Source organism: Anaeromyxobacter dehalogenans 2CP-1 (genome assembly GCF_000022145.1).
Taxonomy (GTDB): Bacteria; Myxococcota; Myxococcia; order Myxococcales; family Anaeromyxobacteraceae; genus Anaeromyxobacter; species Anaeromyxobacter dehalogenans.
This window is the reverse complement of sequence record NC_011891.1, coordinates 2,581,740-2,606,940: the sequence shown is the minus strand read 5'-3', so window position 1 is coordinate 2,606,940 and position 25,201 is coordinate 2,581,740. Positions and strand designations below refer to the sequence as shown.

The window sequence follows — 25,201 nt, the reverse complement described above, 5'->3', positions numbered from 1 at the left end:
CGCCGGCGCGGCGGGACAAGCGGGTAGGCCCGCGTCCGCCCTGTCTCACACGCCCTCCATGCCCACCGTGGCGACCGCCGAGGCCTCGTCGCCGCCCGCGCCGCCGATCCGCCGGTGCAGCGCGATCACCCGCCGGCGCACCTCGGTGAGCAGCGCGGTCTTGTCGGGGAAGTCGGCCGGGCTCACCGGCTCGCCCACCGCCACGCGGATCGGGCCGGGCCAGATGGCGATGATCCGCTTGGGCGTCACCTTCCCGCTGCCGGAGATGGCGACCGGCACCACCGGCACGCCCGCCTCCATCGCGACCACGAACGGGCCCTTCTTGAACGGGTGGACGCGGCAGTCCATCGAGCGCGTGCCCTCGGGGAAGACGATGAGCGACGTCCCGGCGCGCACCACCTGGCCGGCCTGCCGCAGCGACTGGACCGCCTGGACGTGGTTGCTGCGGTCCACCGGCACGTGGCCGCCGAGCCGCATGTACGCGCCGAACACCGGGAGGCGGAACAGCTCGGCCTTGGCGATGAACCGCACGCTGCGCGGCAGGACCTTGAACAGCACCCAGATGTCGAGCGCGCTCTCGTGGTTCGACGCGAAGATGAGCGGCCCGTCCGGCAGCGACGGCATGGGCTCGAGGTGCACGCGGGAGCCGGCGAGCCACAGGCTCGAGGGCGACCAGGCGAACCGCGCGAACCAGATCGGCAGGTCGCCCGAGCCGGTGAGGAGCATCACCGGCAGGCTCACGAAGAAGAAGAACGCCATCGAGATGGCGCAGTAGACGAGGACGACGAAGCCGCGGGCGCGCGCCAGCATGAGTGCCTCTCGGACCGGGCCGGCCGGGCAGGGCGGCCCGGGGCGGGGCGTATATAGCACGCGCCCGGGCGGCGCCCGGGGCGCTAGACTGTTCCGGTGAACCCTCCCGTCAGGCTGGCCGAGGAGGTCCGCGCGGCGCTCGCCGCCGGCGGTCCGGTGGTGGCGCTGGAGACGAGCGTGGTGGCCCAGGGCCTCCCGCCTCCGCACAACCTGGAGGCGGCCCGCCGCTGCGCCGCCGCGGTGCGGGCCGCCGGGGCGGTGCCGGCGGCGGTGGCGGTGGTCGCGGGAGCGGTCGTGGTCGGCGCCGACGACGCGGCGCTGGAGCGCCTGGCGGATCCGGCGCGGCGGCCGGCCAAGGCGTCGGCGCGGGACCTCGCCGCGCTCTGCGCCGCCGGCCGGGACGCGGGCACCACCGTGGCCGCGACCGCCGCCGTGGCCGCGCTCGCCGGGATCCGCGTCTTCGCCACCGGCGGCATCGGCGGCGTGCACCGCCTCGCGCCCGGGGAGCCCGCGGCAGGCGCCGCCGACGTGTCCGCCGACCTGGCCGAGCTGGCGCGGGCGCCGGTGTGCGTGGTCTCGGCCGGGCCGAAGGCCATCCTGGACCTGGCCGCCACCGCCGAGGCGCTGGAGACGCTCGGCGTGCCGGTGCTCGGCTGGCGCACCTCGGAGCTGCCCGCGTTCTACTCGGACGGGAGCGGCATCGCGCTCGAGCACCGGGTGGAGGACGCCGCCGCGGCCGCGCGGGTGCTGCGGCTGCACTGGGACGCGCTGGGCCGGCGCGAGGGCGTGCTGCTCGCGGTGCCGCCGCCCGAGGCGGTGCCGCGCGAGGTGGTGGAGGCGGCCATCGCCGCGGCGCTGGAGGACGCGCGCGGGCGCGGGATCCGCGGCAAGGCGGTGACCCCGTTCCTGCTGGAGGCGGTCTCCCGGGCCACCCGCGGGCGCGCCCGCACCGCGAACCTGGCGCTGCTGGAGCGGAACGCCTCCGTCGCCGGCGAGGTGGCGGTGGCGCTGGCGGCCGATGCTGCCTGAGCCCCGGGGGCGACGTCGCCGCGGATTCCGGGGCGAATCGCGAGCCGCGCGGCGCGGTCTCCTCTAGAATGCCGCGTCCGATGTCCGCCGCTCCGCGCCCCAGCCCCGTCTTCGTCTCCGATCCCGACGCGCTCTCCCGGCTGCTCGACGCGCTGGCGGGCGAGCGCGTGCTCGCGCTCGACACCGAGTCCAACAGCTTCCACGTCTACCGCGAGCGGGTGTGCCTGCTGCAGCTCTCCACGCGGGCGCAGGACTTCGTGGTGGACCCCATCTCGGTGGACGTCCGCCCGCTCGGGGAGATCCTGTGCGACGGGCGCGAGGTGGTGCTGCACGGCGCGGACTACGACGTCCGCTGCCTGCACCGCGAGTACGGCTGGCGCATCCCCCGCCTGTTCGACACGATGATCGCGGCGCGGCGGCTGGGGCGGCCCGGCCTCGGCCTCTCGGCGCTGGTGGAGGCGCACTTCGGCGTGCGGCTCTCGAAGGCGTTCCAGCGATCCGACTGGGGCCGGCGGCCGCTCACCCCCGATCAGCTCGCCTACGCCTCGCTCGACACGCACTTCCTGCTGCCGCTGTTCGACCTGCTCACCGGCGAGCTGGCCACCCGCGGCGCGCTCGAGGAGGCGTGGAAGGAGTCGCAGCGCATCGCCTCGGTCGTGGCGCGCGAGCGCGTGTTCGACCCGGAGGGCTGGCGGCGCATCAAGGGGTCCCGCGAGCTCGACGCGCCCGGCAAGGCGGTGCTGCGCGCGCTGTGGATCGCCCGCGAGGACCGGGCCCGCGCGTCGGACCGGCCGCCGTTCAAGGTGCTGGGCGAGCCGGCGATGCTCGAGATCGCGCGCCGGCGCCCGGCCACGCGCGAGGCGCTCGCCGCCATCCCGGGCGTCACGCCGTCGGTGCTCGGGCGCATGGGGGAGACGATCGCCGCCGCCCTGAAGGCGGCCGGGTAGGTCGGTCGCCTAGAACCCGACGCCGGGGGCCGGCGCCGCCACCGGCCGCGCGGGGTCGATGGGCGCCGCCGGGCCGCCGGAGAGCCGGCGGTAGACGTCCCAGTCCGACAGCACGACCTTCACGTACTGGCGCGTCTCGCGGTACGGGATGCACTCCACCCACGCGTCGAGCGGCATGCCGGCCCGAGACCGGGCCCAGTCCGAGGCCGGCCCCGGGCCGGCGTTGTAGGCGGCCAGCACCACCGCCGGGTCCGCGAAGCGCGCGCCGAGCAGGGCGAGGTAGTGCGCCCCGAGCGCCACGTTCACCTCGGGCCGGTCGAGCCGGTCGCCGACGCCGCCGGGGACGCCCAGCAGCGCCGCCAGCCGCTCGGCGGTGACCGGCCGGAGCTGCAGCAGCCCCTCGGCCCCGGCGCCGCTCCGCACCGCGCGGCGGAAGCTCGACTCGCGCCGCATCACCGCCAGCACCAGCGCCGGGTCCACGCCGAACGCGCGCGCGCGGGCCGGGAGCAGCTCCGGGTACGGCTCGGGGTGGGACCAGCGCAGCGTGCGCGCGCTCTGCCCGAGGAAGTCGCGCGCCATGCGGAAGGGCAGCTCCGCGTCGCCGGCGTGGGCCGCGAGCTGCGCCACGAGCGGCGCGGCCGCGCGGGCGGCGCCGCCGCGGGCGAGCTGCCGGAGCTCGTCCAGCCCCTCGTCCTCGAGCCCGAGCCCCATCAGCTCGACCGCGACGGCGAGCTGCCCGGCGGCGGCGGCCGGCGCGGCGTCGGGCAGCGGCCGCGCGGGCGACGCCGCAGGCGGCGCCGCGGCGATCCCGGCCGCCTCGAGCCGGGCGCGGGCGAGCAGCGCGTACCAGGGGTCGGCGCCGGCCGCGGCGGCGCGCAGGAGCCTGGCGCCGCGGCGCGCGTCCTTCGCCAGGCGGCCCTGCCAGTAGGCGGCGGCGTCTGCGAACGGCCCGCGCGACAGGCGGGCGAAGGCGCGCGCGGCGTCGGCGGTGCGGCCGAGCCGGTAGCGCGACCAGGCCGCGAACCAGAGCGCCTCGTCCACGCGCCGCGAGGTGCGGCGGTAGGCGCGCGCGAACGCGTCCAGCTCCGCCGCCGCGCGGCGGTAGTCGCCCGCGTCGTAGTGGAGCCAGGCCGCGAGGTACGCCGCCTCGTCGCCCAGGTCGCGCTGGCGCCACTCGGGCAGCCCGGCGATGGGCGCGTCGGAGGCGGCCACCTCTCGGTAGCGCCGGCTGGCCTCGTCGACGCGGCCGGCCCGCGCCGCGGCCCGCGCCAGCGCGAGGCGCGCCGAGCGCTGCACCCGCGGGTCGGGATCGTCCGCGAACGGCGCCGCGACCCTCGCCGCCTCGGCGTGCCGCCCGAGGCCGACCAGCGCCGCGGCGCGCAGCACCTCGACGCGGCCCGCCGGCACCTCGGGGTCGGCCTCGCGCGCCGCGGCGAGCTCCTGGAGCGCGTCGTCGGGCCGGGCGGTCGCGACCAGCCGCTCGGCCCGCGCCAGGTGATCGTCGGCGGTGGCGAGCGGCACCGGGCCGCCCGCGGCGCGCCAGGCCGCGAGCAGCTCGCCCGCGCCCCGCGCCTCCGGCAGGTCCGCCTCGAGCCAGAGCGCGCGCCAGGTCTCCGCCGCCCGCGCCTCGTCGCCGGCGGCGCGCAGCGCGCGGCCGAGGGCGAGCCGCGCCGCCGCCGCGGCGGGATCGGTGGGCCAGGCGCGCAGCGCCGCGTCGAGCGTGGCCACCGCCTCGGCGGGGAGCCCCGCCTCGACCAGCGCCTCGCCGGCGAGGAAGCGGGCGCGCCGCGCGACCGCGAGGCGCAGGTCGGCGCCCGCCTGCTCCAGCAGCCGCGCCGCCGCGTGCGGCTCGCCCGACGCGAGCAGCGCCTGGCCGCGCAGGAACGCGAGGTGCGGCCGCGCCGGCGCGATCGCCGGGGCGAGCGCCACCTCCAGCGCCTCGGCCGCCTCCGAGGGCCGGCCGGCCTCCGCGAGCGCGAGGCCCAGCGCCGCCTGCGCGCGCGCGCCTGCCGCCCCCCGCGGCCGCGCGGAGAACGCGCGGCGCGCCGCCGCGGCGGACGCGTCCGCCTGCCCGCCGGCCAGGGCCTGGGCCGCGTCACCGAGGCCGGCGAGCCAGTCGGTGAGCGGCTCGGGGACGGACCGGGCCGCGCACGCGGGCCGGGCCGCCAGCAGCAGGGTGCAGGCGAGGAGCGCGCGGCGACCGCGCCCGCGAGCGAGGTAAGCCCAGGGCCTACGGATGCTTTCCGCCCAGGTGGGAAGGGGGACCCCTAGGGGGGATGTGGGGGCCTTGACGGGCTGCATGCGGGAGCGCGATATAGCGCGCGCAGCCTGGCCGCCTGTCGGCCGGGCGAGAGCTTCGAGTCTTTCAACTTCGGAACGCGGCGCGCCATGCCTCGGGGAGGGGTCGTGGCGCTGGACGGGCGGCGGCGTCGGCGCCCCGTCGCGCCGCCGAGGGCCGGCCGCCGGGCCGGTCAGAGGAGTCCACGTGCTCGCCAAGCCTTGTCCCACCGAGCTCACCACACCCATCAACCCCGATCGCGGCGTCGAAGGCCACCGGAACCTGTTCTGCAACTTCTACGACAGCTGCCTCGACGAGGCGGTGAAGCGCGGCTGGAACAGCTGGACCTGCACGCGCTGCCAGCTCCACGCCGCCGAGCCGGAGGTCGAGGGCGGCATCGAGAGCTACGCCACCCAGCGTCGCCTCGTCTGATCCGTCAGTCCGTGTAGATCACCGCGACGAACAGCCGCCCCGGCCCGAACCGGCGGCTGTCCCCCTGCACCGCGCCCACGCCCACCCGGGCGAAGCGTCCGTCGCCGACGTTCGCGGACCGGGCCGCCTCGCCCGGACCGCTCACCACGAACACGTCCACCGCGGCGATCCGGCGCCGGAGCTTCAGCGCGCGCACCTCGACGTCGCCCGGGTCGGTCTCGTCGCGGGCCCGCATGCCCACCGCGGCCTCGCGCGCGAGCGCGTCGAGGCGCAGGTCGGCGGTGAGCGGCGCCCGCCCCAGGCGCGCGCGCTGGGCCCAGATCGCCTCCCGCACCCGCGCGTCGGGCGTGAGCCGCGAGCCGGCGCCGTCGTCCGGCGGCTCGATCAGGATCTCGGTCAGGTAGACGGTGGGGTCGCCGGACGACAGCCGGCCCCGCGCGATCCCGACGCCCACGCTCGACACGCCGGGCTGGAGCAGGTTGCCGAGGTGCGCCGGGCTCTCCTCCGCGGCCCGGTGCGCCTCGAGCGCGGTCGAGGCGCGGGCCACGTTCTCGTAGGCGCGCCGGTAGGCGATGCGGGCGCGGGCGAGGCGCTCGACCAGCTCGCCCGTGCCCGGGAGCACGTGCGCCACCTTGCCCTGCGCGAGCATGTTCGCGCTGTGCGCGCGGGCGGCCTCGGTGAGCCGGGGCGCGGCCGTCACGGCCTGGAGCCCGCGCGCGGCGCGGAGCGCGTTGATGGCGCGCACCACGCCGGCCTCCGCGGCCGAGGCGTCCCCGGGCTCCGGCGCGGGCCGCCGCGCGGGCACCGGCTGCGCCGCGGGGGCCGCGGGCGCGCCGGACTGCACCTCGAGCAGGGCCGCGACCTCGGGCCCGCCGCGGCCGTGCGCGAGCACCTCGACCACGTGCCGCCCGGCGGCGGCGAACGCGACGCGCGCCCGGAAGCCGTCCGGGCCGCCCGTGACCGCCTCCTCGTGGACGGCGCCCGCGGGCGAGGTGACGAAGACGCGCGGGCGCGTGAGGCCGCCGAGCAGCGCGCCGGCGATCGTCGCCGAGGCGCCCTCGGCCACGCGGCGGGGGACCGGCTCGAGGCGGACCTTGCGGTCCGACGCCAGGATCACCACGAACGCCGACCCGTCCGCCTGCGCCGCGCCGGCGCCCACGTGCGTGGCGGTGCCGCGCGGGATGACGTCGGCGAGGGCCGCGGCCGCGCGGTCTGGCGCGGTGCGCACCAGGTAGGCCGCCGGCGCGGGGTCGTAGGCGCCCGCGTGCGCCAGCGCGCCGCGGAGGTGCTCGCGGGCGAGCGGCTCCTCCGCGCCGGTCGCGGCGAGGGCGGCGAGCTCGCGCGCGGCGAGCGAGAGGACCGACGAGGTGCGCGGGGCGCCGCGCGCGGAGAGGCGGCCCGCGGCGGCGCCGAGCGCCTCGGTCTCGATCCGGGTGGCCTGGACCGCGGGCTCGCGGCCGTAGGCCGTGCCGGGCGGCTCGGCCGCGGAGGGCGCGGGCGCGGCCGACGACGGGGCAGGGTGGGGGGACCCGCTCGTCGCCGCGGCCGGCGGCATGGCGCCGGGGGAGGGCGCGCGCGCCGGCCCCGCGCAGGCGCCGACCAACGCCGCCAGCGCGGCCGCGATCGCGGTACGCGCGGCGGACCGGCGGGCGGTTCGGGATCGCCGCATCCCGATCAGCGCTCCGGCCCGATCCGGATCTCGAGGCCGAGCGCCACCGCCCGCCCCATGCGCGCGTTCACGCGCTCGCACAGCATGTGGGCCAGCTCGGTCACCTGGGTCGCCCATTCGGGGGAGCTTACCAGCACCAGGAGCCGGCCGTCGCGGAGACGTCCGCGCATGGAGACCTCGCGGGAGAGCCGCGGGCCGCAGGCCTCGGCGAAGGCCGCCGCGAGCGCGGCGGACTGCGCCTCCGGGCGCCGCGCGAGCGCTTCGGCCAGGGCGGCGGCGACGGTGCGGCGGCGGCCACGCATCGCCGCGACGTTAGGGGGATGCTTGGGCGCCGTCAAGCCGTGGTGCGACACCGGGCCGCGCCGTGCTCCGGCGGGGCCCCCCTGTGCTAACCTCTCGTCGTTCTCGGGGGATTGCCGTGGCGCAAGGAGAGATGGCAGCGGGGGACCTGGCGGCGGCGGCCGGGACGGCGCCGCACCCGAACCGGTCCCCTGCGCGCAGCGCCGCCGGCGACGAGCGCGGCCGCCTGAACCTGTCGTGGCTCGTCCAGCTTCACTGGTGGGCGATCCTCGGCCAGGCCACCATCGTGGTGGGCGCGCAGTCGTGGACGCACATCGGCCTGCCCATGGGCACGCTGGTGGCGGTGATGGTCCTGGAGGTCATCGGGAACGTCGTGCTGGGCGCCTGGGCGCGCCGCGCGCAGGTGACCGACCGGGACATCGCGCTGGTGATGCTGATCGACGCGGCGGTCCTGACGGTGCTGCTCGACCTGACCGGGGGCGCGTCCAACCCGTTCTCCACGCTCTACCTCGTCAACGTGGCGCTGGCCGCGGTGCTGCTGCCGTCCGCCTGGTCGTGGCTGCTCATGGCGGCCAGCCTGGCGGGCTTCGCGTCGCTGTTCGTGCACGAGCACTTCGCCGGCGTGAGCCACCACATCCGCACCCACATGGACCACGCGCAGACCATGGCCGCGCACCTGCGCGGCATGTGGGTCGCGTTCGCGCTGGCCGCGGTGTTCGTGGTGTTCTTCGTCCAGCGGGTCACGCGCGCGCTCTCCGCACGCGAGGGTGAGCTCCAGGCCGCGCGCTCCCAGGCGCAGCGGCGCGAGAAGCTCGCCTCCCTGGCGACGCTCGCCGCGGGTGCGGCGCACGAGCTCTCCACCCCGCTCTCCACCATCGCGGTGGTCGCGAAGGAGCTGCAGCGCGCCATCCCGGCCGACGCCTCGAGCGAGCTCCACGACGACCTGCAGCTCGTGCGCGACCAGGTGGCGCGCTGCCGCGAGATCCTCGACCGCATGGCGGCGCACGCCGGCGAGAACGTGGGCGAGCCGTTCGCGCAGATGCGCGCGCGCGACTGGGTGGACGCCGCGCTGGACGGGTTCCGGTGGCCGCAGCGCGTGGAGGTGCGGATCGACCCGAGCGCCGAGGCCGCCTCGCTGGTGGGGCCTCAGCGCGGGCTCGCCGAGGCGCTGCGGGGCCTGCTCAAGAACGCGGTCCAGGCGTCGCCCGCCGAGGCGCAGGTCACGCTGCTCGTCACCGCGCCGCCCGGCCGGATCCAGATCACGGTGCGCGACCGGGGCCGCGGCATGACGCCCGAGGTGCTGTCGCGCGTGGGTGAGCCGTTCTTCACGACGAAGGTCCCCGGGGAGGGGATGGGGCTGGGCCTCTTCCTCACCCGGGCGCTCGCCGAGCAGCTCGGCGGCGAGTTCAACATCACCTCCACCCCGGGGGACGGGACGGAGGCGCGTTTCGAGCTGCCGGTGTCGACCGCCGGCGAGAGGAGCAGTCCATGAACACGATGACGCCCGAAGTGACCCGCGAGTCGTTGCCGAGCATCCTGCTGGTGGACGACGACGAGGTGCTGCGCGAGCGGCTCGCCACCGCCATCCGCGCCCGCGGGTACGAGGTCCGGACCGCCGGCTCCGCCGAGGAGGCGATGCGCGAGGCGACCCGCGACTCGCCGGAGATGGCGGTGCTCGACCTGCGCATGCCCGGCGGCTCGGGCCTGGAGATCCTGCGCGAGCTGCGCCGCCAGGATCCCTCCACCCGCGTGCTCATGCTCACCGGCTACGGGAGCATCGCGACGGCGGTCGAGGCGGTGCGCGAGGGCGCGGTGGGCTACCTGCCCAAGCCCGCCGACGCGGACGAGATCCTGGCCGCGCTGAACGGCACCAACACCGCCAAGGAGAAGGGCATCGAGACGCCCTCGCTCGCCCGGGCGGAGTGGGAGCACATCCAGCGCGTGCTCACCGACTGCGGCGGCAACATCTCCGAGGCGGCGCGGCGGCTCGGCATCCACCGCCGCTCGCTGCAGCGGAAGCTGCACAAGTACCCGCCGGCGAGGTAGCGCCCCGCCCCGCCGACGCCGGCCCACCGCGCGCCCTCCCGTCAGGGCGGGGGCGCGCGGCGAACCCTTTTCCCCGCGGCGGGGTCGAACTCCGTGTCAGCGCCCCGGAGGCCGATGGACGGCGGGCGCGGAGAGGCACGGAGACATGGCGCACGCGACGGTCGAGATCACCTCGCAGAACTTCAAGGACGTCGTCGAGAAGGACGGCATCGTCCTCATCGACTGGTGGGCCACCTGGTGCGGCCCGTGCCGGTCGTTCGGCCCCACGTACGAGAAGGTCGCGGGCAAGCACCCGGACCTCACCTTCGGGAAGGTGAACACCGAGGAGCAGCAGGAGCTCGCGGCGGCGTTCGACATCCGGTCGATCCCCACGCTGATGATCCTGCGCGACAAGGTGCTGCTCTTCTCGCAGGCCGGCGCGCTGCCCGAGGCCGCGCTGGAGGACCTCATCCGCCAGGTGCGCGCGCTCGACATGGACAAGGTCCGCGCCGACGTCGCCGCGCAGGAGGCGGAGGCGGCGAAGCGCAGCAGCGCCTCGGCCTGATCCCGTCCCCCGCGGCCGGCGCAAAGAGGAAGGGCGGATGGCCGCGAGGCCACCCGCCCTTCGAGTCTCCGGGCCTCGCGGGGCTACTTCGTCCCGCCGGTGCTCGGAGTGCTGGTGCCCGAGGTCCCGCCGCCGGAGCCGGCCGCGCCGGTGCCGGAGGTGTCGGTCGACGAGCCCGAGCCGGTCGAGCTGCCGGAGCCGCTCGTGCTGCCCGTGTCCGTGCTCGAGCCGGATCCGCCCATGCTGCCCGACCCGCTGCTGCTGCCGGAGCCGCTCGTGCTGCCCGAGCCGCTGCGGCCCGATGACCCGGCGCTCATCACCTCGAGCGTCTTTACGGTGACGGTGTCACCCGATCCCGAGAAGCTGGCGCGGACCTGATCGCCCTCCTGGATGTCGGTCAGCGTGGCCATCTGGCCGTCCTTCGTGACCGTGGTGTCGTCGCTGATCCGGAGCTTCCTGTCGGAGTTCGCGAGCGTCAGCTCCTTGGTGTCCTTGTCGAACTTCTGGACCGTCCCGGTGAGCTGGTGGGTGCGCATCGTGCTGCCCGTGCTCGACGCCGACGAGCCGGTGCCCATGTCGCTCGAGGACCCGGTGCCGTAGCTCGAGCTGCCGGTGCTGCCCGAGCCGGTGCTGCCCGAGGTGGAGGTGTCGCTCGAGCCGCTGCCGGTGGTGCTCGAGCTGCCCGTCCCCATGCTGCCGCTGCCGGTCCTCGTGCCGGTCCGATCGTCCCGATCCGTCGTCGACGAGCCCGACGTCGTCGAGCCGCCCGTGGCTCCCTGCGCGCTCGCCGGCTGCGCCGCGACGAGCAGCCCGGCCATGCCCAGGCCGGCCACCGTACCCCATCCGAAATACCTCATTGGATCTCCCTCTCTGCTCTGGTTCGGAGCCCGGCGTCTGCCGTGGCTCTCGTGTTGGCTTTCGATAGGGTAGTGCCGGGGCACCTGTGCGGAAGGGTTCCGCCCCGGGGAGAAAGGCGCAGGAAGTGCCGTGCGCACGGGCAGTTGCGCAGGGTGGAGGCCCTCGCTCGCCCGCGCCGCAGGCCGCCCGCGGCCCCGTGTCAGACCGTCTTGCTACCTGAACGCGCGAGCAGCTAAGTTGCGGGCAGGAGCCGCCGGCCATGTCGCAGCCCAGGGAACGTCACCTCGTCCTCGCGCACCTGCGCGATGAGATCCGCCGCATCGAGCGCCGCCCGGCGCGTCGGGAGGGCTGCGTCCCGAGCGGACTGCCGGAGGTGGACGCGGCGCTGCCGGGCGGTGGGTTCCCGCGCGGCGCGCTGTGCGAGCTCGCGGGCGGGCCGGCCAGCGGCAAGACGGCGGTCGCCCTCTCGCTGGTCGCCGGGCTCGGCCCGGAAGACCTGTCCGCGTGGGTGGACGTCCGGGGGGACCTCTACCCGCCCGCCGCGGCGGCGCGCGGGGTGGATCTCGCGCGGCTGCTCGTGGTGCGGCCCGCGACCGGCTCGGCGCCGGGCGCAGGGCCGTCGCAGGCGCGCGACGGCGACGCGGCGCGCGCGCCGGCGGTCACGGCGCTGTGGGCCGCCGAGGCGCTGCTCGCCTCGGGCGCGTTCGCGGCGGTGGTGGTGGACGTGCCGGCGGCGCGGCTGGCGCACGGCGCGGACGCGATGGCGCGGCGGCTCCAGGCCGCGGCGGAGAAGGGCGGATCGGTGGGGCTGTGGCTCGCGCCGCGCCGTGCCGCCCTGCGGGTGCCCGCGGCGCTCCGGCTCGAGCTCTCGTGCGAGGGCGGGCGCCTGGTGGCCCGCCGGGCGATGGGCGGCGCGGTGGCGGGGAGGGCGGGCCATGCCGCGTGAGCCGGTCGCCCCGCGGGTGGTGGCGCTGCAGCTCCCCGATCTCCCGCTCCAGCGCGTCCTGCGCGGGCGCGAGCGCGCCGCCCGCGGGCTCGCGGCGCTCGTCGCAGTCCTCGAGGAAGGGCGGGTGGTGTGCTGTACCCCGGCCGCACGCGCCGCCGGCGTGCGTCCCGGCCAGTCCGCGGCCGAGGCGCTCGCCGCCTGCGGACGGCTCGAGACGGTGGTGCGGGATGCCGCCGCGGACCTCGCCGCGCTGCGCGCGCTCGCCGAGGTCCTGCTCGGGATCGCCCCCGCCGTCGAGGTGGCGGCGCCCGACGCGCTGCTGCTGGATGCGGGCGCCGCGCGCCTGCTCGCGGCCGGCCCCGGCACGGGCGCAGCGTCGGCGGCGTTCGGGCCGGGCGAGGAGCGGCTGGCGCGCCGGGCGGTGCAGGCCGCCGTGGACATGGGCTACGCCGCGCGCGCCGTGGTGGCGACCGGGCGAGGGCCGGCGACGGCCCTGGCGCGGCACGGGCGCTTCGACGGCGCGGTCCACGGGGTCGCGCCCGGGGGCGCCGCGGCGGCGGCCGCGCTGGCGGGCCTCCCGCTCGCGGCGCTCGGGCTGGCGCCGGCGGTCGCCGGCCGGCTGGCGGCGGTGGGGGTGGGGGACGCGGGCGCGCTGGCGCGGCTGCCGGAGGGCACGCTCGCGCACCGGTTCGGGCCGGAGGGCGTGCGCGCGGCGCGGCTGGCCCGCGGCGAGGACGTGTCGCCGCTCGTGCCGCACGTGCCGGAGACGCTCCCCCAGGAGTCGCTGGAGCTGGAGGCGCCGGCGGAGAGCGCCGAGCCGCTGCTGTTCGGGCTGAAGCGGCTCGCGGATCGGGTGGCGGCGCGGCTGGCCGGGCGTGGGCTCGGGGCGACCCGCCTGCGCCTCGTGCTCGCGCTCGACCCGCGCGGCGAAGAGCGGATCCAGGTGCCGCTCTCGCAGCCCAGCGCGTCTGCGGCGCGCTGGCTCGTCCCGGTGAAGGAGCACCTGTTCGCGCTCCGGCTGCCCGGCGCCGTGACGGCGCTGCGGCTCGTGGCCGCCGAGGTGGCGCCGGTGGCCGCCGAGCAGCTCGCGTTCGGCGACCGGCCGGAGGCGGTCGCCGCGCTGGAGGGCGTGCTGGCGCGCCTCGCGGTGCGGCTCGGGGACGGCGCGCTGTTCGCGGCCGAGCCGGTGGCGCGCTACCGCCCGGAGGGCGCCTACCGGCCGGTGCCGTTCCGGCCCAGGGCGCCGAGCGGCCCCGGTCGCGCGCCCGCTCGCCCTCCGGCGGGCCCGGGGCGGGCGGCGCCGTCCGCAGGCGCGGAGGCGCGCGGGGCTGGGCAGGACGGCGAGGCCGCGTTCCGGCCCACCCGGCTGCTCGCCGCGCCGGAGCAGGTGGTCGCCGAGGGCGAGGGCGGCCGGCTCACCGCGCTGCGGGTGGGTGGGCGCGACCGCGCGGTGCTCGCGCTGGAGGGCCCGGAGCGGCTCCGCGGCGAGTGGTGGGCCGGCGGGTTCGACCGCGACTACTACCGCGTCCGGCTGGACGGGCTCGGCGACTGCTGGGTGTACCGCGACGGCGCCGACGGGCGGCTGTGGCTGCACGGGTTCTTCGACTGATCGCCGAGGCGCGCCATGTCCCACGCTCCCCGCTACGCCGAGCTCCGCTGCAAGTCCTGCTTCTCCTTCCTGGAGGGCGCGAGCCACCCCGAGGAGCTGGTGGGGCGCGCGGCCGAGCTCGGGCTGTCGGCCCTCGCGCTCGCCGACGTGAACGGGCTGTACGGCATCGTCCGGGCGCACGCCGAGGCGAAGCGCCAGGGGCTCCCGCTCATCGTGGGCGCGGAGCTGGTGGTCGCCGGCCTCGCGCCGGGGCGGCCGGCGCGGCTGGTGCTGCTCGCCCAGGATCGCGAGGGCTACGCGGGGCTGTGCCGGCTGGTGACGCGGGCGCACTGCGGCGAGGGCTGGACCGGCGCGCCGGAGCGCCGCGAGCGGGACGCGGTCGCGGTGCCCTTCGAGGCGGTCGCGGCCGGCGCGCGAGGGCTGTTCGCGCTGTACCCGGGCGCCGACGGCGACGCGGTCGCGCGGCTGAAGGACGCGTTCGGCCGCCGGGCGGCGCTCGCGGTGACGCGGCACCGGGTGGCCGGGGAGGAGGCGCGCGTGCTCGCCGCCCGGTCCGCGGGGCGGCGGCTCGGGGTGCCGGTGGCGGTGACGAACGACGTCCACACCCACGCGCGCGCCCGGCAGGTCCTGCAGGACGTGCTCACCTGCGTGCGCCACGGCACCACCGTGGACCGGGCCGGGCGGCGGCTGTTCCCGAACGCCGAGCGGACGCTGAAGGGTCCCGAGGAGCTGGCGCGGCTGTGGAGCGACTTCCCCGAGGGGCTCGCGGCCGCGGCCGACATCGCCGACCAGTGCCGCTTCCGCATGGAGGAGATCCGCGGCGAGCACCCGCTGCCGCCGGTGGTGGTGGAGCGCGGCGCGCTCGCCGGCGGCGTCGAGGTCGCGACCTCCAGCCCGGCGCAGGCGGCGCGGGAGGGCGCGCGGACCGCCACGCCGAGCCTCTCGCTCCGGGCCTCGCTCCCGGCGGAGCGCCCGGCCGCACCCGAGCCCGAGGGCCCCGCCGCCTCCGCGCCCGAGGGCCCCGCCAGCTCCGAGCCCGGCGAGCCCGGCCTCGCGGGCGCGGGCGGTGGCACGGGCGCTGCCGCGGGCACGGACCGGGACGGCGCGCTCGCCGGGATGTCGCTGCTGCGCGAGCTGGTGCGCGAGGGCGCGCGCTGGCGCTACGGCGGCGAGCCGCCGGAGGACGTGGCCCGGCAGCTCGCCCGCGAGCTCGACCTCGTCGAGTCGCTCGGGTACGCGAGCTACTTCCTCACGGTGTGGGACGTGGTCCGGTTCGCTCGCTCGCGCGGCATCCTCTGCCAGGGGCGCGGCAGCGCGGCCAACTCCGCGGTTTGCTACGTGCTCGGCATCACCTCGATCGATCCGGTGCGCATGGGGCTCCTGTTCGAGCGGTTCATCTCCGCCGAGCGCGGCGAGCCGCCCGACATCGACGTGGACTTCGAGCACGAGCGGCGCGAGGAGGTGCTCCAGTACGTGTACCAGCGGTACGGCCGCGACCGCGCCGGCATGGTCTGCGAGGTGATCACCTACCGCGGCAAGTCGGCGCTCCGCGACGTGGGGAAGGCGCTCGGGCTCTCGCTCGGCCAGGTGGACCGGCTCGCGAAGCTCATCGGCACCTACGAGGACCTGGGGCAGGTGGGGCCCGAGCTCCTCGCCCAGGCCGGCCTCGACGCGGCGGACTCGGAGCGGGTGCGGATGACGCTCGCGCTCGCGCGCGAGCTGCAGGGCTTCCCGCGCCACCTCTCCATCCACGTGGGCGGCTTCGTCATCACGCGGCGGCCGCTCTGCGAGACGGTGCCCATCGAGCCCGCCGCCATGCCCGGCCGCACCATCGTCCAGTGGGACAAGGACGACCTCTCCGAGCTGGACCTGCTCAAGGTGGACCTGCTCGGCCTGGGCATGCTCACCGCGCTCTCCCGGGCGCTGGCGCTGCTCGCGCGCCACCGGCCGGCACCGGCCTCGCCCACCGCGGTGCCGCACCCCGACGCGCTCGCCACCATCCCGGCAGAGGACCCCGAGGTGTACGAGATGCTCGGGCGCGCCGACTCCATCGGCGTGTTCCAGGTCGAGTCGCGGGCGCAGATGTCGCTCGCCCCCCGCCTGCGCCCGCGCAACTTCTACGACCTCGTCATCTCGGTCGCGATCATCCGGCCCGGGCCGATCCAGGGCGGCATGATCCACCCCTACCTGCGCCGCCGCGACGGCAAGGAGCAGGTCCGCTACCCGTACGCGCCGCTCGAGCCGGTGCTGGCCCGCACCCTCGGCGTCCCGCTGTTCCAGGAGCAGGCCATGCGCCTCGCGGTGATCGCGGCGGGGTTCACGCCCGGCGAGGCGGACGAGCTGCGGCGGGTGATGACGCACCGCCGCTCGCACGAGAAGCTCGCCGCCATGAAGGCGCGCCTCGTGGCCGGGATGGCGGAGCGGGGCATCTCCGGCGCGGACGCGGAGGAGATCTTCAAGCAGCTGCTCGGGTTCGCCGGGTACGGCTTCCCGGAGTCGCACGCGGCCTCGTTCGCGCTGCTGGTCTACGCCTCGGCCTGGCTGAAGCGCTACCACCCGGCCGCGTTCGCCTGCGCGCTCCTGAACAGCCAGCCCATGGGGTTCTACGCGCCGCACACGCTGGTGGAGGACGCGAAGCGGCACGGCGTGGAGGTGCGCGGGGTGGACGTCGGCTGCAGCGGCTGGGAGAGCAGCCTGGAGGGCGCGGCGCCCGGGCGGCCGGCCGCGCCGGGGGAGACGGCGGTGCTGCGCGTGGGGCTGCACGCCGTCCGCGGCCTCCCGCGCGCGGTGGGCGAGGCCATCCTCGAGGCGCGGGCAGCCGGGCCGTTCGGCTCGGTGGCGGAGCTGGTCCGCCGCGCCCGGCTCTCCCGCGCCTGGCTGGTGCGGCTGGCGGAGGCGGGCGCGCTCGGCGCGCTCGCGCCCGATCGGCGGGACGCGGTGTGGCGCAGCCTGGCGGTGGAGGCCGACGGCGGCGACCTGTTCGCGGGCCTGGCGCCGCCGGAGCCCGAGGTGGCGCTCCCCGCGGCCTCGGCCGCCGACGAGGTCTCGGCCGACTTCGCCACCACGGGCCTGTCGGTGCGCGGCCACCCCATGGCGCTGGTGCGGCCCGGGCTGGGCGGCGACCGGATCCGCACCGCCCGCGAGCTGGGGCGGCTCCCGGATCGCGCGCCGGTCGAGGTGGCGGGGCTGGTCATCGTCCGGCAGCGGCCGGAGACGGCCCGCGGCATCGTCTTCGTGAGCCTGGAGGACGAGACCGGGATCGCGAACCTGGTGGTGATGCCCGACGTGTACGAGCGCTTCCGGCCGGTGGTCCGCGGGGCGCCGTTCCTGCTGGCGCGCGGGCGGGTGGAGCGGAGCGGGAAGGTGGTGAACGTGCGGGTGGACTCGGTGGCCCCGCTCGCGCTCGCCCCCTCCATGGGCGCGCGCGCCCGGGACTTCCACTGACGACGCGTCCCGAGCCACGCGCAAAAAAGCAGCGCCCGGGACCCTGAGGTCCCGGGCGCCCCTCGACTCCGCGCGGCTGGGGCCGCGCCGCTCACCCTGAGCGTAGGACGGACCGAAGGTCCGTCCGGAGTCGAAGGGTCGGAATGAGCGTCCCTCGACTCCGCGCCGCTTCGCGGCGCTACGCTCGGGATGAGCGCGGTGGAGTGGGGCCTAGCTGCAGCCCGTGGTCGAGCCGCAGTTCACGCACTTGTAGCAGGCGCCGTTCCGCACCGTGATCGACCCGCAGGTCGGGCAGGGCGGGGCGTCGGTGTCGGTGACGTGGGCCCCGTTCACGCCGTTCACGCCGTTCGCCCCGTTCATCGCGCCGTTCGTCGCGGGCAGCGACTTCACCACCACGGTCTGCTCCGACGAGCCGTGGCGCGCCGGCGCCTGGCCGGGCGTCATCAGCGGCGGCGGCGACACCACCGAGCCCTCCTCGCTGGGCAGGAACTTCAGCGCCAGCCAGCGGAAGATGTAATCGGTGACCGACTTCGCGATCGGGATGTCCGGGTTGCCGGTGAAGCCGGACGGCTCGTACCGCGTGTGGCTGAACTTGTCGCAGAGCACCTTCAGCGGCACGCCGTACTGCAGCGCCATCGAGATGCCGGTGGCGAAGCTGTCCATCAGGCCCGAGACCACCGAGCCCTCCTTCGCCATGGTGATGAACACCTCGCCGGGCGCCCCGTCGTCGTACATGCCGACGGTCATGTAGCCCTCGTGGCCGCCGATCGAGAACTTGTGCGTGATCGAGCGGCGCTCGTCCGGCAGGCGCCGGCGGGCCAGGCGCGGCTCCACCGCGTCCTTCTTCTCCTCCTGCTCCTTGCCGGTGTTGAGCGGCTGGCTCCGCTTGCAGCCGTCGCGGTAGATGGCGACGGCCTTCAGCCCGAGCTTCCAGGACTCGAGGTACGCGTTCTCGATGTCCTGCGGCGTCGCGGACGTCGGCATGTTGACCGTCTTCGAGATCGCGCCGGACAGGAACGGCTGGACCGCGCCCATCATGCGGATGTGGCCCATGTAGTGGATGGAGCGGGTGCCGTTGCGCGCCTTGAACGCGCAGTCGAACACCGCCGCGTGCTCGGGGCGGAGCCCGGGGGCGCCCTCGATGGTCTCCACCTCGTCGATGAACTGCAGGACCGAGGTGATCTCCTCGGACGAGTAGCCGAGCCGCTGCAGCGCGAGCGGGACCGTGTTGTTCACGATCTTCAGCATGCCGCCGCCCACCAGCTTCTTGTACTTCACGAGCGCGATGTCCGGCTCGATGCCGGTGGTGTCGCAGTCCATCATGAAGCCGATGGTGCCGGTGGGCGCGAGCACGGTCACCTGGCCGTTGCGGTAGCCGCTCTCCATGCCCTGCCGGAGCGCGTCGCCCCATGCGTCGCGCGCGGCCGCGAGCAGGCCGGCCTCGACCAGCGTCGGGTCGACGAGGTCGACGTGCTGCGCGTGCTTGCGGATCACGGCGAGGAACGGGTCGCGGTTCTTCTCGTACCCGGCGAACGGGCCCATGCGCTCCGCGATGCGCGCGCTCATCGCGTACGCCTCGCCGGTCATGAGCGAGGTGATGGCCGCGGCGCAGGCCCGGCCCGCGTCGGAGTCGTAGGGCAGGCCGCTCGCCATGAGGAGCGCGCCCAGGTTCGCGTAGCCGAGCCCGAGCGGCCGGTACTCCTCGCTGTTCTTGCCGATGGCCGGGGTGGGGTACTTGGCGTTCGAGACCAGGATCTCCTGCGCCAGGATGGTGAGGTCCACCGCCCGCTTGAACGACTCGACGTCGAAGCCGCCCTCGATCGAGCGGAAGTGCATCAGGTTCAGCGACGCCAGGTTGCAGGCCGAGTCGTCGAGGAACATGTACTCCGAGCACGGGTTGGACGCGTTGATGCGGTCCGTGTTCGGGCAGGGGTGCCAGGCGTTGATGGTGGTGTCGAACTGCATGCCCGGATCGCCGCACAGCCAGGCGGCCTCGGTGATCTGGCGCATCAGGTCGCGGGCGCGGATCGTCTCGAGCGCCTGCCCGTCGGTGCGGGCGGTGAGCTTCCACTCGCGATCCTCGAGCACCGCGCGCATGAACGCGTCGGTGACGCGGACCGAGTGGTTGGCGTTCTGGAAGAAGACCGAGTCGTAGGCGCCGCCGCGCACGTTGAAGCCGCCGTCGTAGCCGGCCTCGATGAGCGCCCAGGCCTTCTTCTCCTCGTCGGCCTTGCAGTTCACGAACTCGACCACGTCCGGGTGATCGACGTCGAGGATCACCATCTTGGCGGCGCGGCGGGTCTTGCCGCCCGACTTGATGACGCCGGCGAACGCGTCGAAGCCGCGCATGAACGAGACCGGGCCGGACGCCTCGCCGCCGCCGGACAGCCGCTCCTTGGAGGAGCGGATCTTGGACAGGTTGGAGCCGGTGCCGGACCCGTACTTGAAGAGCATGCCCTCGGTGTGGGCGAGCTTCAGGATCGAGTCCATCGAGTCGCCGACGGCGTTGATGAAGCAGGCGGAGCACTGCGGGTGCTCCTCCACGCCGACGTTGAACCAGACCGGCGAGTTGAAGCTCATCTTCTGCCGGTAGATGAGGTGCGCGAGCTCGGCCTCGAACGCGACCGCGTCGCCCTCGCTCGCGAAGTAGCCGTCCTTGCGGCCCCAGGCGCCGATGGTCTCGACGACGCGCGACACCAGCTGGCGGACCGAGCGCTCGCGCGCCGGCGTCCCGAGCTGGCCCCGGAAGTACTTGGAGGCGACCACGTTCGTCGCGAGGAGGGACCAGCTCTTCGGGACCTCCACGTCCTTCTGCTCGAAGATGGTCGCGCCGCCCTCGCCGGTGATCGCGGCGGTCCGCGTCTCCCACGCGAGCTCCTCGGCCGGATCGACGCCCGGGGTGGTGAAGTACCGCTCCACCGAGAGACCCTTCTTCACGACCTTCTTCGCGGACTTGGACGCCCGCGGCCTGTGACCCGTCACTTCGCGCTCCATCATCGCTTTCCACCTCCGCTCGAGACCGTCCCCCGGTCCGAGGCAAACAGCATCCCCTAACGGGTGCCGATATCGGCACCCGTTCAGCCCTCTTCCTCCGGCCGGCCCGCGTCAGTGAACCGGAGGTCTACCTAATCGCGATGGTCTGACATGAACGCCGGCATCGCCCCCAAGCCGGCAGAAGGACTACTCATTCGTCGCACCCACCCCGCCGCCATCCCGCCCGTCCTCCCCGTCCCGCGCCCCCGCGGAACCAGAAGACATGCTAGCAAGCGCCCGCCGAGAGTCAACGCCTGACCACAACATATGGTGGGGTACATGTATATCAACACAAGATACGGATATTTCTGAGCCGTAGTCCCAGTAGGGTGTCGAACGTTGGGTGAAGGGGCGCGCCGATATCGTCCGGAAGCGGGAGCCTCCGGCGCGGGGACCGGCGCCGTGGTCCCCCCGCCGCCGCCGTGTTAAAAGCCTGCCGCCCCGATGGCCGAAAAGAACTCACACATCCGCAACTTCTCCATCATCGCCCACATCGATCACGGGAAGTCCACGCTCGCCGATCGCCTCCTCGAGCACACCGGGACCGTGACCAAGCGCGAGGCCCAGGCCCAGTTCCTCGACAACATGGAGCTGGAGCGGGAGCGCGGGATCACGATCAAGGCCCAGACCGTCCGCATGAAGTACCGGGCGCAGGACGGCCGCGACTACGAGCTGAACCTGATCGACACCCCCGGGCACGTGGACTTCGCGTACGAGGTCTCGCGGTCCATGGCGGCCTGCGAGGGCGCCATCCTGGTGGTGGACGCGACGCAGGGCGTGGAGGCGCAGACGCTCGCGAACGTCTACCAGGCGCTCGACCACGACCTGGAGATCGTCCCGGTCATCAACAAGATCGACCTCCCGTCGGCGGACGTCGAGGGGGTCCGCCAGGAGATCGAGGAGGTCATCGGCCTCGACGCCAAGGACGCGGTGCCCGCCTCCGCCAAGGAGGGGATCGGCATCGGCGAGATCCTCGAGCAGATCGTGCACCGGGTGCCGGCGCCGGAGGGCGATCCCGACGCGCCGCTGAAGGCGATCGTGTTCGACTCCTGGTACGACTCGTACCGCGGCGTGGTCATGCTGGTGCGGGTGTTCGAGGGCACCGTCCGCCCGAAGCAGAAGATCCGGCTCTGGTCGAACCGCAAGGAGTTCGAGGTCCAGGAGCTGGGCGTCTTCGCGCCGTTCGCGAAGGCGGTCGTCGAGCTGCAGGCGGGCGAGGTGGGCGTCGTCGTGGCGAACGTGAAGGACGTCCACGACGCCAAGGTGGGCGACACCATCACGGACGCGACCCGGCCCACCGAGGAGCCGTTCCCCGGCTTCAAGGTCGTGAAGCCGATGGTGTTCTCCGGCGTCTTCCCCATCGAGGCGGCGGACTACGAGCAGCTCCGTGACGCGCTGGAGAAGCTCTCGCTCAACGACTCGGCCTTCACCTACGAGCCGGAGACGTCGCAGGCGCTCGGCTTCGGGTTCCGCTGCGGCTACCTCGGCCTGCTGCACATGGAGATCGTGCAGGAGCGGCTGGAGCGCGAGTACCAGCTCGCGCTCATCACCACCGCGCCGTCGGTGGTGTACCGGGTGACCGACACCTCCGGCGCGGTGGAGGAGATCGACAATCCCGCCAAGCTCCCGCCGGTCCAGAAGATCGCGAAGCTGGAGGAGCCGCACCTCACCTGCCACATCCACGCCCGCACCGAGGACGTGGGCGCCATCCTGAAGCTGTGCCAGGAGCGGCGCGGCCTGCAGCGCGACCTCAAGTACCTCGGCACCAAGCGCGTCCAGATCACCTACGACATCCCGCTCGCCGAGGTGGTGTTCGACTTCTTCGACAAGCTGAAGAGCGTGTCGCGCGGCTACGCCTCGCTCGACTACGAGCTGAAGGGCTACGAGGAGGCGGACCTCGTCAAGCTCGACATCCTCATCAACGGCGAGCCGGTCGACGCGCTCTCCGTGATCGTCCACCGCGAGCGCGCGTACCAGCGCGGGCGTGACCTCTGCCAGCGGCTGCGCGAGGTGATCCCGAAGCAGATGTACGAGGTGGCCATACAGGCGGCCATCGGCGCCAAGGTGATCGCGCGTGAGACCGTGAAGGCGTTCCGCAAGAACGTCCTCGCGAAGTGCTACGGTGGCGACATCTCGCGCAAGCGCAAGCTGCTCGAGAAGCAGAAGGAGGGCAAGAAGCGCATGAAGCAGGTGGGCTCGGTGGAGATCCCGCAGGAGGCGTTCCTCGCGGTCCTGAAGGTGGAGGAGTAGCGCCGCCGTGGCGGACGCCGCCCGCCTGGCGCGCGCGCGCCGCGACGCGCTCCGCTTCGCGCGCGACGCCCGCCGGCTGGCCGCCCGGCACCGCCGCGCCCTGGGCGACGCGCGCGGCGCGGTGGACGCGGCCGCCGCCGAGGTGACCGCCGCGGCGCGGGGCGGGGAGCCGGACGCGCTCTCCGCCGCGCTCCGCAGGCTGGACGCGCTCTGGGAGGAGCACCTCGCGGCGCGGGTCAAGCCCTGGTGGCGCGAGTACGCGGAGTCCATCGCGCTCGCGGTGGTGCTGGCGCTCCTGGTCCGCGCGTTCGTGCTCGACGCGTTCCGGATCCCGTCCGGCTCGATGGTCCCGACGCTGGTGGTGGGCGACTACATCTTCGTCTCCAAGGTCGCCTACGCGGTGCGGCTCCCGTTCACGCACCTCCGCCTGGTCGAGACCGGCGCGCCGCGGCGCGGCGACGTCATCGTGTTCGAGAACCCGCGCGACCCGAGCAGCGACTACGTGAAGCGGGTGGTGGGCGTCGCCGGCGACGTCATCGAGATCCGCGAGCAGGTGCTCTACGTCAACGGCGTGCCGCAGCCGCGCGCGGCCGCCGGCGAGTACGCCTACGCCGAGCGGAGCCCATCCACCGGGGAGCCGCTGGCGGAGCGCTGCCGCCGCTACCGCGAGGCGCTCGCCAAGGGGCCCATCCTCCCGCCCCGGGGCGATCTCCCCGGCGACGCCGAGTCGAGCTGGCAGGCGGCCGCCGCCGACGGGGTGGCGAGCTACGACGTGCTCCAGTGCCGGCGGGCGCGCCTCGCCTCGCGCGAGGGGCCGTTCGAGGTGGTCCGCCCCGGGCACGTGTTCGTGATGGGCGACAACCGCGATCTCTCGGCCGACAGCCGGGGGATGGGCGGGTGGCAGGTCCCCGTGGGCCACATCCGCGGCCGCGCCGCGCTGGTCTTCTGGAGCTGGGGGGACGGGGGCCTGTGGCCGCGGGGCGCAGGAGGCCTCCGGCTCGACCGGCTTTTCAAACCCATCGACTAGCGCTAGAAACACCCCCTGATGCCCAGCCTCTCCCCGTCCTCCCTGCCGCGCTCCGCGCGCGGGCAGATCACGTGGGTCACGGCCGCGATCCTCGCTGCGCTGCTGGGCGGCGGCTACCTGGCCTGGGTCTGGGTCCCCGTCTACGTCGTGGACTTCGAGGCGCGGCAGGTGGTGCGGGACTTCATGAACCGCGCCGTGAAGGACCGCGACGACGAGCGGCTGCGCACGGAGATGATCCGCCGCCTGGAGATGCTCGCCACCGACCAGATCGTGGACGAGCGCGGCGCGCCGGCCACGGTGCCGGCCGTGGCGCTCGCGCCCGGCGACCTGGTCTGGGAGCGCGACACGAGCGGCGCGGCGCCCACGCTCCACGTGGCCTTCGAGTACGTTCGCGTGGTGGAGCTGCCGTACCTGGATCGAACCGTGGAGAAGTCGTTCACGGTGGACTTCACGCAGGACATCTCCATCCCGGACTGGGGTCCATCGCGGTAGGGGGGCGCATGAACGCTGCGGAGATCGAACGAGCGGTACGACGCCTGGGCCGCGACATCGCGGAGCGTGCCCGCGCGGCGGGCGCGGCCGGCGACGTCGCCATCGTGGGCATCCGACGGGGCGGGGTGCACCTCGCCCAGCGGCTCCGCCGCGAGCTGGCCCGGGAGCTCGGCGCCGAGCCGCCGCTCGGGACGCTGGACATCGCGCTCTACCGCGACGACCTCGCCGAGCAGGGCGCGGCCCCGGTGATCGGCCCGACCGACGTGCGCTTCCCGGTGCAGGGCAAGACCCTGGTGCTGGTGGACGACGTGCTCTACACCGGCCGCACGGTGCGCGCGGCGCTCGACGAGATCGTCGACTTCGGCCGCCCCCGCCGCGTCTGGCTGGCGGTGCTGGTGGACCGCGGCGGGCGCGAGCTGCCCATCGCCGCCGACTTCGCCGGCGCGCGGCTGGAGGTCTCGGACCGGGACGACGTGCAGGTGCGCCTGGTGGAGTCGGGCGCGCCCGAGGACGCGGTGGTGGTCAAGCCGAGGAGGGCGCCGTGATCGGTCGACACAAGCACTGCATCGCGCTGGAGGACTTCTCCCGCGAGGAGATCCTCGAGGTCATCGACCTCGCCGCCTCCATGAAGGAGGTCCTGCAGCGGCCGATCAAGAAGGTCCCGAGCCTGCGCGGCAAGATGGTGGTGAACCTCTTCTTCGAGGCCTCCACCCGCACCCGCAGCTCGTTCGAGACCGCCGCCAAGATCCTGTCCGCCGACGCGCTCAACTGGACGTCCTCCTCCTCGTCGGTCACCAAGGGCGAGACGCTGGTGGACACGGCGAAGAACCTCGAGGCGATGCGCCCGGACGTGCTGGTGATCCGGCACTCGGCCGGCGGCGCGCCGCGGCTGGTCGCGGAGCACGTGGGCTGCTCGGTGGTCTCCGCCGGCGACGGCGCGCACGAGCACCCGAGCCAGGGGCTCCTCGACTGCTTCACGCTGCGGGAGAAGCTCGGCACGCTCGAGGGCAAGACCGTCGCCATCGTGGGCGACGTCAGCCACTCGCGCGTGGCCCGCTCCGACCTGCACGCGTTCCCGAAGCTGGGGGCGAAGGTCCGGCTGTGCGGGCCGCCCACCATGATGCCGGCCGGGGTGGAGCGGCTCGGCGCCACGGTCCACACCGATCTGCGCGAGGCGGTGGACGGCGCGGACGCGGTCATCATGCTGCGCATCCAGCACGAGCGCATCGGCGACCCGCTCATCCCCGGCACGCGCGAGTACTCGAAGGTCTGGGGCCTGAACGCGAAGAAGGCGGCGGACTGGCTGAAGCCCTCCTGCGTGATCCTGCACCCCGGCCCCATCAACCGCGGCGTGGAGCTGTCGCCCGAGGTGGCGGACGGGCCCCGCTCGGTGATCCTGGACCAGGTGCAGAACGGGGTGGCGGTCCGGATGGCGATCCTGTACCTGCTCGCGGGCGGCGCGGGCGAGGAGGCCAGGGCGTGACGGC

Annotated in this window: 22 protein-coding genes; 17 read left to right on the top strand and 5 right to left on the bottom strand. The window is 75.3% G+C overall.

What is annotated here, in order from left to right; translation table 11 throughout:
* Positions 1–45: 45 nt before the first annotated feature.
* On the bottom strand, positions 46–810 hold the full coding sequence (locus A2CP1_RS11815; protein ID WP_012633512.1) for a lysophospholipid acyltransferase family protein: 765 nt from the start codon (positions 808–810) through the stop codon (positions 46–48).
* Positions 811–906: 96 nt separating this feature from the next.
* Between A2CP1_RS11815 and A2CP1_RS11810 the strand changes: the two genes are divergently transcribed.
* The gene (locus A2CP1_RS11810; protein ID WP_012633511.1) at positions 907–1,839 is read left to right on the top strand and encodes a pseudouridine-5'-phosphate glycosidase; all 933 of its coding nucleotides are present in this window, start codon (positions 907–909) and stop codon (positions 1,837–1,839) included.
* A gap of 80 nt (positions 1,840–1,919) precedes the next feature.
* On the top strand, positions 1,920–2,786 hold the full coding sequence (locus tag A2CP1_RS11805; protein WP_012633510.1) for a ribonuclease D: 867 nt from the start codon (positions 1,920–1,922) through the stop codon (positions 2,784–2,786).
* A gap of 9 nt (positions 2,787–2,795) precedes the next feature.
* Here the strand turns inward: A2CP1_RS11805 and A2CP1_RS11800 are convergent, their stop codons facing one another.
* The gene (locus A2CP1_RS11800) at positions 2,796–5,087 is read right to left on the bottom strand and encodes a lytic transglycosylase domain-containing protein (protein WP_012633509.1); all 2,292 of its coding nucleotides are present in this window, start codon (positions 5,085–5,087) and stop codon (positions 2,796–2,798) included.
* A 184-nt stretch (positions 5,088–5,271) separates the two neighbouring features.
* Here A2CP1_RS11800 and A2CP1_RS11795 point away from each other — a divergent pair, with 184 nt between their 5' ends.
* A complete protein-coding gene (locus A2CP1_RS11795) occupies positions 5,272–5,496 on the top strand; it encodes a hypothetical protein (RefSeq protein ID WP_012526284.1) in 225 nt (74 codons plus the stop codon).
* A gap of 4 nt (positions 5,497–5,500) precedes the next feature.
* On the opposite strand, the gene A2CP1_RS11790 is transcribed toward A2CP1_RS11795, so the two are convergent.
* Positions 5,501–7,051, bottom strand: a complete 1,551-nt coding sequence (locus tag A2CP1_RS11790; protein WP_245529767.1) for a CAP domain-containing protein — start codon at positions 7,049–7,051, stop codon at positions 5,501–5,503.
* A gap of 119 nt (positions 7,052–7,170) precedes the next feature.
* Positions 7,171–7,467 (bottom strand): DciA family protein, encoded by a 297-nt coding sequence (locus A2CP1_RS11785; protein ID WP_012633507.1) that lies wholly within the window; start codon positions 7,465–7,467, stop codon positions 7,171–7,173.
* A gap of 131 nt (positions 7,468–7,598) precedes the next feature.
* Here A2CP1_RS11785 and A2CP1_RS11780 point away from each other — a divergent pair, with 131 nt between their 5' ends.
* From A2CP1_RS11780 to A2CP1_RS11740, 9 genes are all read left to right on the top strand, one after another.
* The gene (locus A2CP1_RS11780) at positions 7,599–8,957 is read left to right on the top strand and encodes an ATP-binding protein (protein ID WP_012633506.1); all 1,359 of its coding nucleotides are present in this window, start codon (positions 7,599–7,601) and stop codon (positions 8,955–8,957) included.
* A complete protein-coding gene (locus tag A2CP1_RS11775; protein ID WP_011420663.1) occupies positions 8,954–9,511 on the top strand; it encodes a response regulator transcription factor in 558 nt (185 codons plus the stop codon). Before A2CP1_RS11780 ends, A2CP1_RS11775 begins: the two co-directional genes overlap by 4 nt.
* Positions 9,512–9,656: 145 nt before the next feature.
* The gene (gene trxA / locus A2CP1_RS11770; RefSeq protein ID WP_012526280.1) at positions 9,657–10,055 is read left to right on the top strand and encodes a thioredoxin; all 399 of its coding nucleotides are present in this window, start codon (positions 9,657–9,659) and stop codon (positions 10,053–10,055) included.
* A 99-nt stretch (positions 10,056–10,154) separates the two neighbouring features.
* A complete protein-coding gene (locus A2CP1_RS11765) occupies positions 10,155–10,433 on the top strand; it encodes a hypothetical protein (protein WP_245529766.1) in 279 nt (92 codons plus the stop codon).
* 24 nt (positions 10,434–10,457) lie between these two features.
* Positions 10,458–10,655, top strand: a complete 198-nt coding sequence (locus tag A2CP1_RS11760) for a hypothetical protein (RefSeq protein WP_245529765.1) — start codon at positions 10,458–10,460, stop codon at positions 10,653–10,655.
* A 12-nt stretch (positions 10,656–10,667) separates the two neighbouring features.
* Complete coding sequence (locus tag A2CP1_RS11755) at positions 10,668–10,985, top strand: hypothetical protein (RefSeq protein ID WP_012633504.1); 318 nt, start codon at positions 10,668–10,670, stop codon at positions 10,983–10,985.
* Between the two features lie 187 nt (positions 10,986–11,172).
* Positions 11,173–11,859: a hypothetical protein gene (locus A2CP1_RS11750; protein ID WP_012633503.1), complete on the top strand. Its 687-nt coding sequence runs from the start codon at positions 11,173–11,175 to the stop codon at positions 11,857–11,859.
* Complete coding sequence (locus A2CP1_RS11745; RefSeq protein WP_012633502.1) at positions 11,849–13,468, top strand: Y-family DNA polymerase; 1,620 nt, start codon at positions 11,849–11,851, stop codon at positions 13,466–13,468. The genes A2CP1_RS11750 and A2CP1_RS11745 overlap by 11 nt, the downstream gene beginning before the upstream one ends.
* A gap of 15 nt (positions 13,469–13,483) precedes the next feature.
* The gene (locus A2CP1_RS11740; RefSeq protein ID WP_012633501.1) at positions 13,484–16,912 is read left to right on the top strand and encodes an error-prone DNA polymerase; all 3,429 of its coding nucleotides are present in this window, start codon (positions 13,484–13,486) and stop codon (positions 16,910–16,912) included.
* A 210-nt stretch (positions 16,913–17,122) separates the two neighbouring features.
* Here A2CP1_RS11740 and A2CP1_RS11735 read toward each other — a convergent pair whose 3' ends face one another.
* Complete coding sequence (locus A2CP1_RS11735) at positions 17,123–19,909, bottom strand: vitamin B12-dependent ribonucleotide reductase (RefSeq protein ID WP_012633500.1); 2,787 nt, start codon at positions 19,907–19,909, stop codon at positions 17,123–17,125.
* Between the two features lie 480 nt (positions 19,910–20,389).
* Here A2CP1_RS11735 and lepA point away from each other — a divergent pair, with 480 nt between their 5' ends.
* From lepA to A2CP1_RS11710, 5 genes are read left to right on the top strand one after another with little or no spacing between them, the layout of a single operon-like run.
* Positions 20,390–22,195, top strand: a complete 1,806-nt coding sequence (gene lepA, locus A2CP1_RS11730) for a translation elongation factor 4 (protein WP_012633499.1) — start codon at positions 20,390–20,392, stop codon at positions 22,193–22,195.
* Positions 22,196–22,202: 7 nt separating this feature from the next.
* Positions 22,203–23,222, top strand: a complete 1,020-nt coding sequence (gene lepB / locus A2CP1_RS11725) for a signal peptidase I (RefSeq protein ID WP_012526271.1) — start codon at positions 22,203–22,205, stop codon at positions 23,220–23,222.
* Between the two features lie 18 nt (positions 23,223–23,240).
* The gene (locus tag A2CP1_RS11720; RefSeq protein ID WP_012633498.1) at positions 23,241–23,714 is read left to right on the top strand and encodes a hypothetical protein; all 474 of its coding nucleotides are present in this window, start codon (positions 23,241–23,243) and stop codon (positions 23,712–23,714) included.
* Between the two features lie 8 nt (positions 23,715–23,722).
* The gene (gene pyrR, locus A2CP1_RS11715; protein WP_012526269.1) at positions 23,723–24,259 is read left to right on the top strand and encodes a bifunctional pyr operon transcriptional regulator/uracil phosphoribosyltransferase PyrR; all 537 of its coding nucleotides are present in this window, start codon (positions 23,723–23,725) and stop codon (positions 24,257–24,259) included.
* Positions 24,256–25,197 carry an aspartate carbamoyltransferase catalytic subunit gene (locus A2CP1_RS11710; RefSeq protein ID WP_012633497.1) on the top strand — a complete coding sequence of 314 codons (942 nt, stop codon included), beginning with the start codon at positions 24,256–24,258 and terminating at the stop codon, positions 25,195–25,197. Before pyrR ends, A2CP1_RS11710 begins: the two co-directional genes overlap by 4 nt.
* The last annotated feature ends 4 nt before the right edge of the window (positions 25,198–25,201 follow it).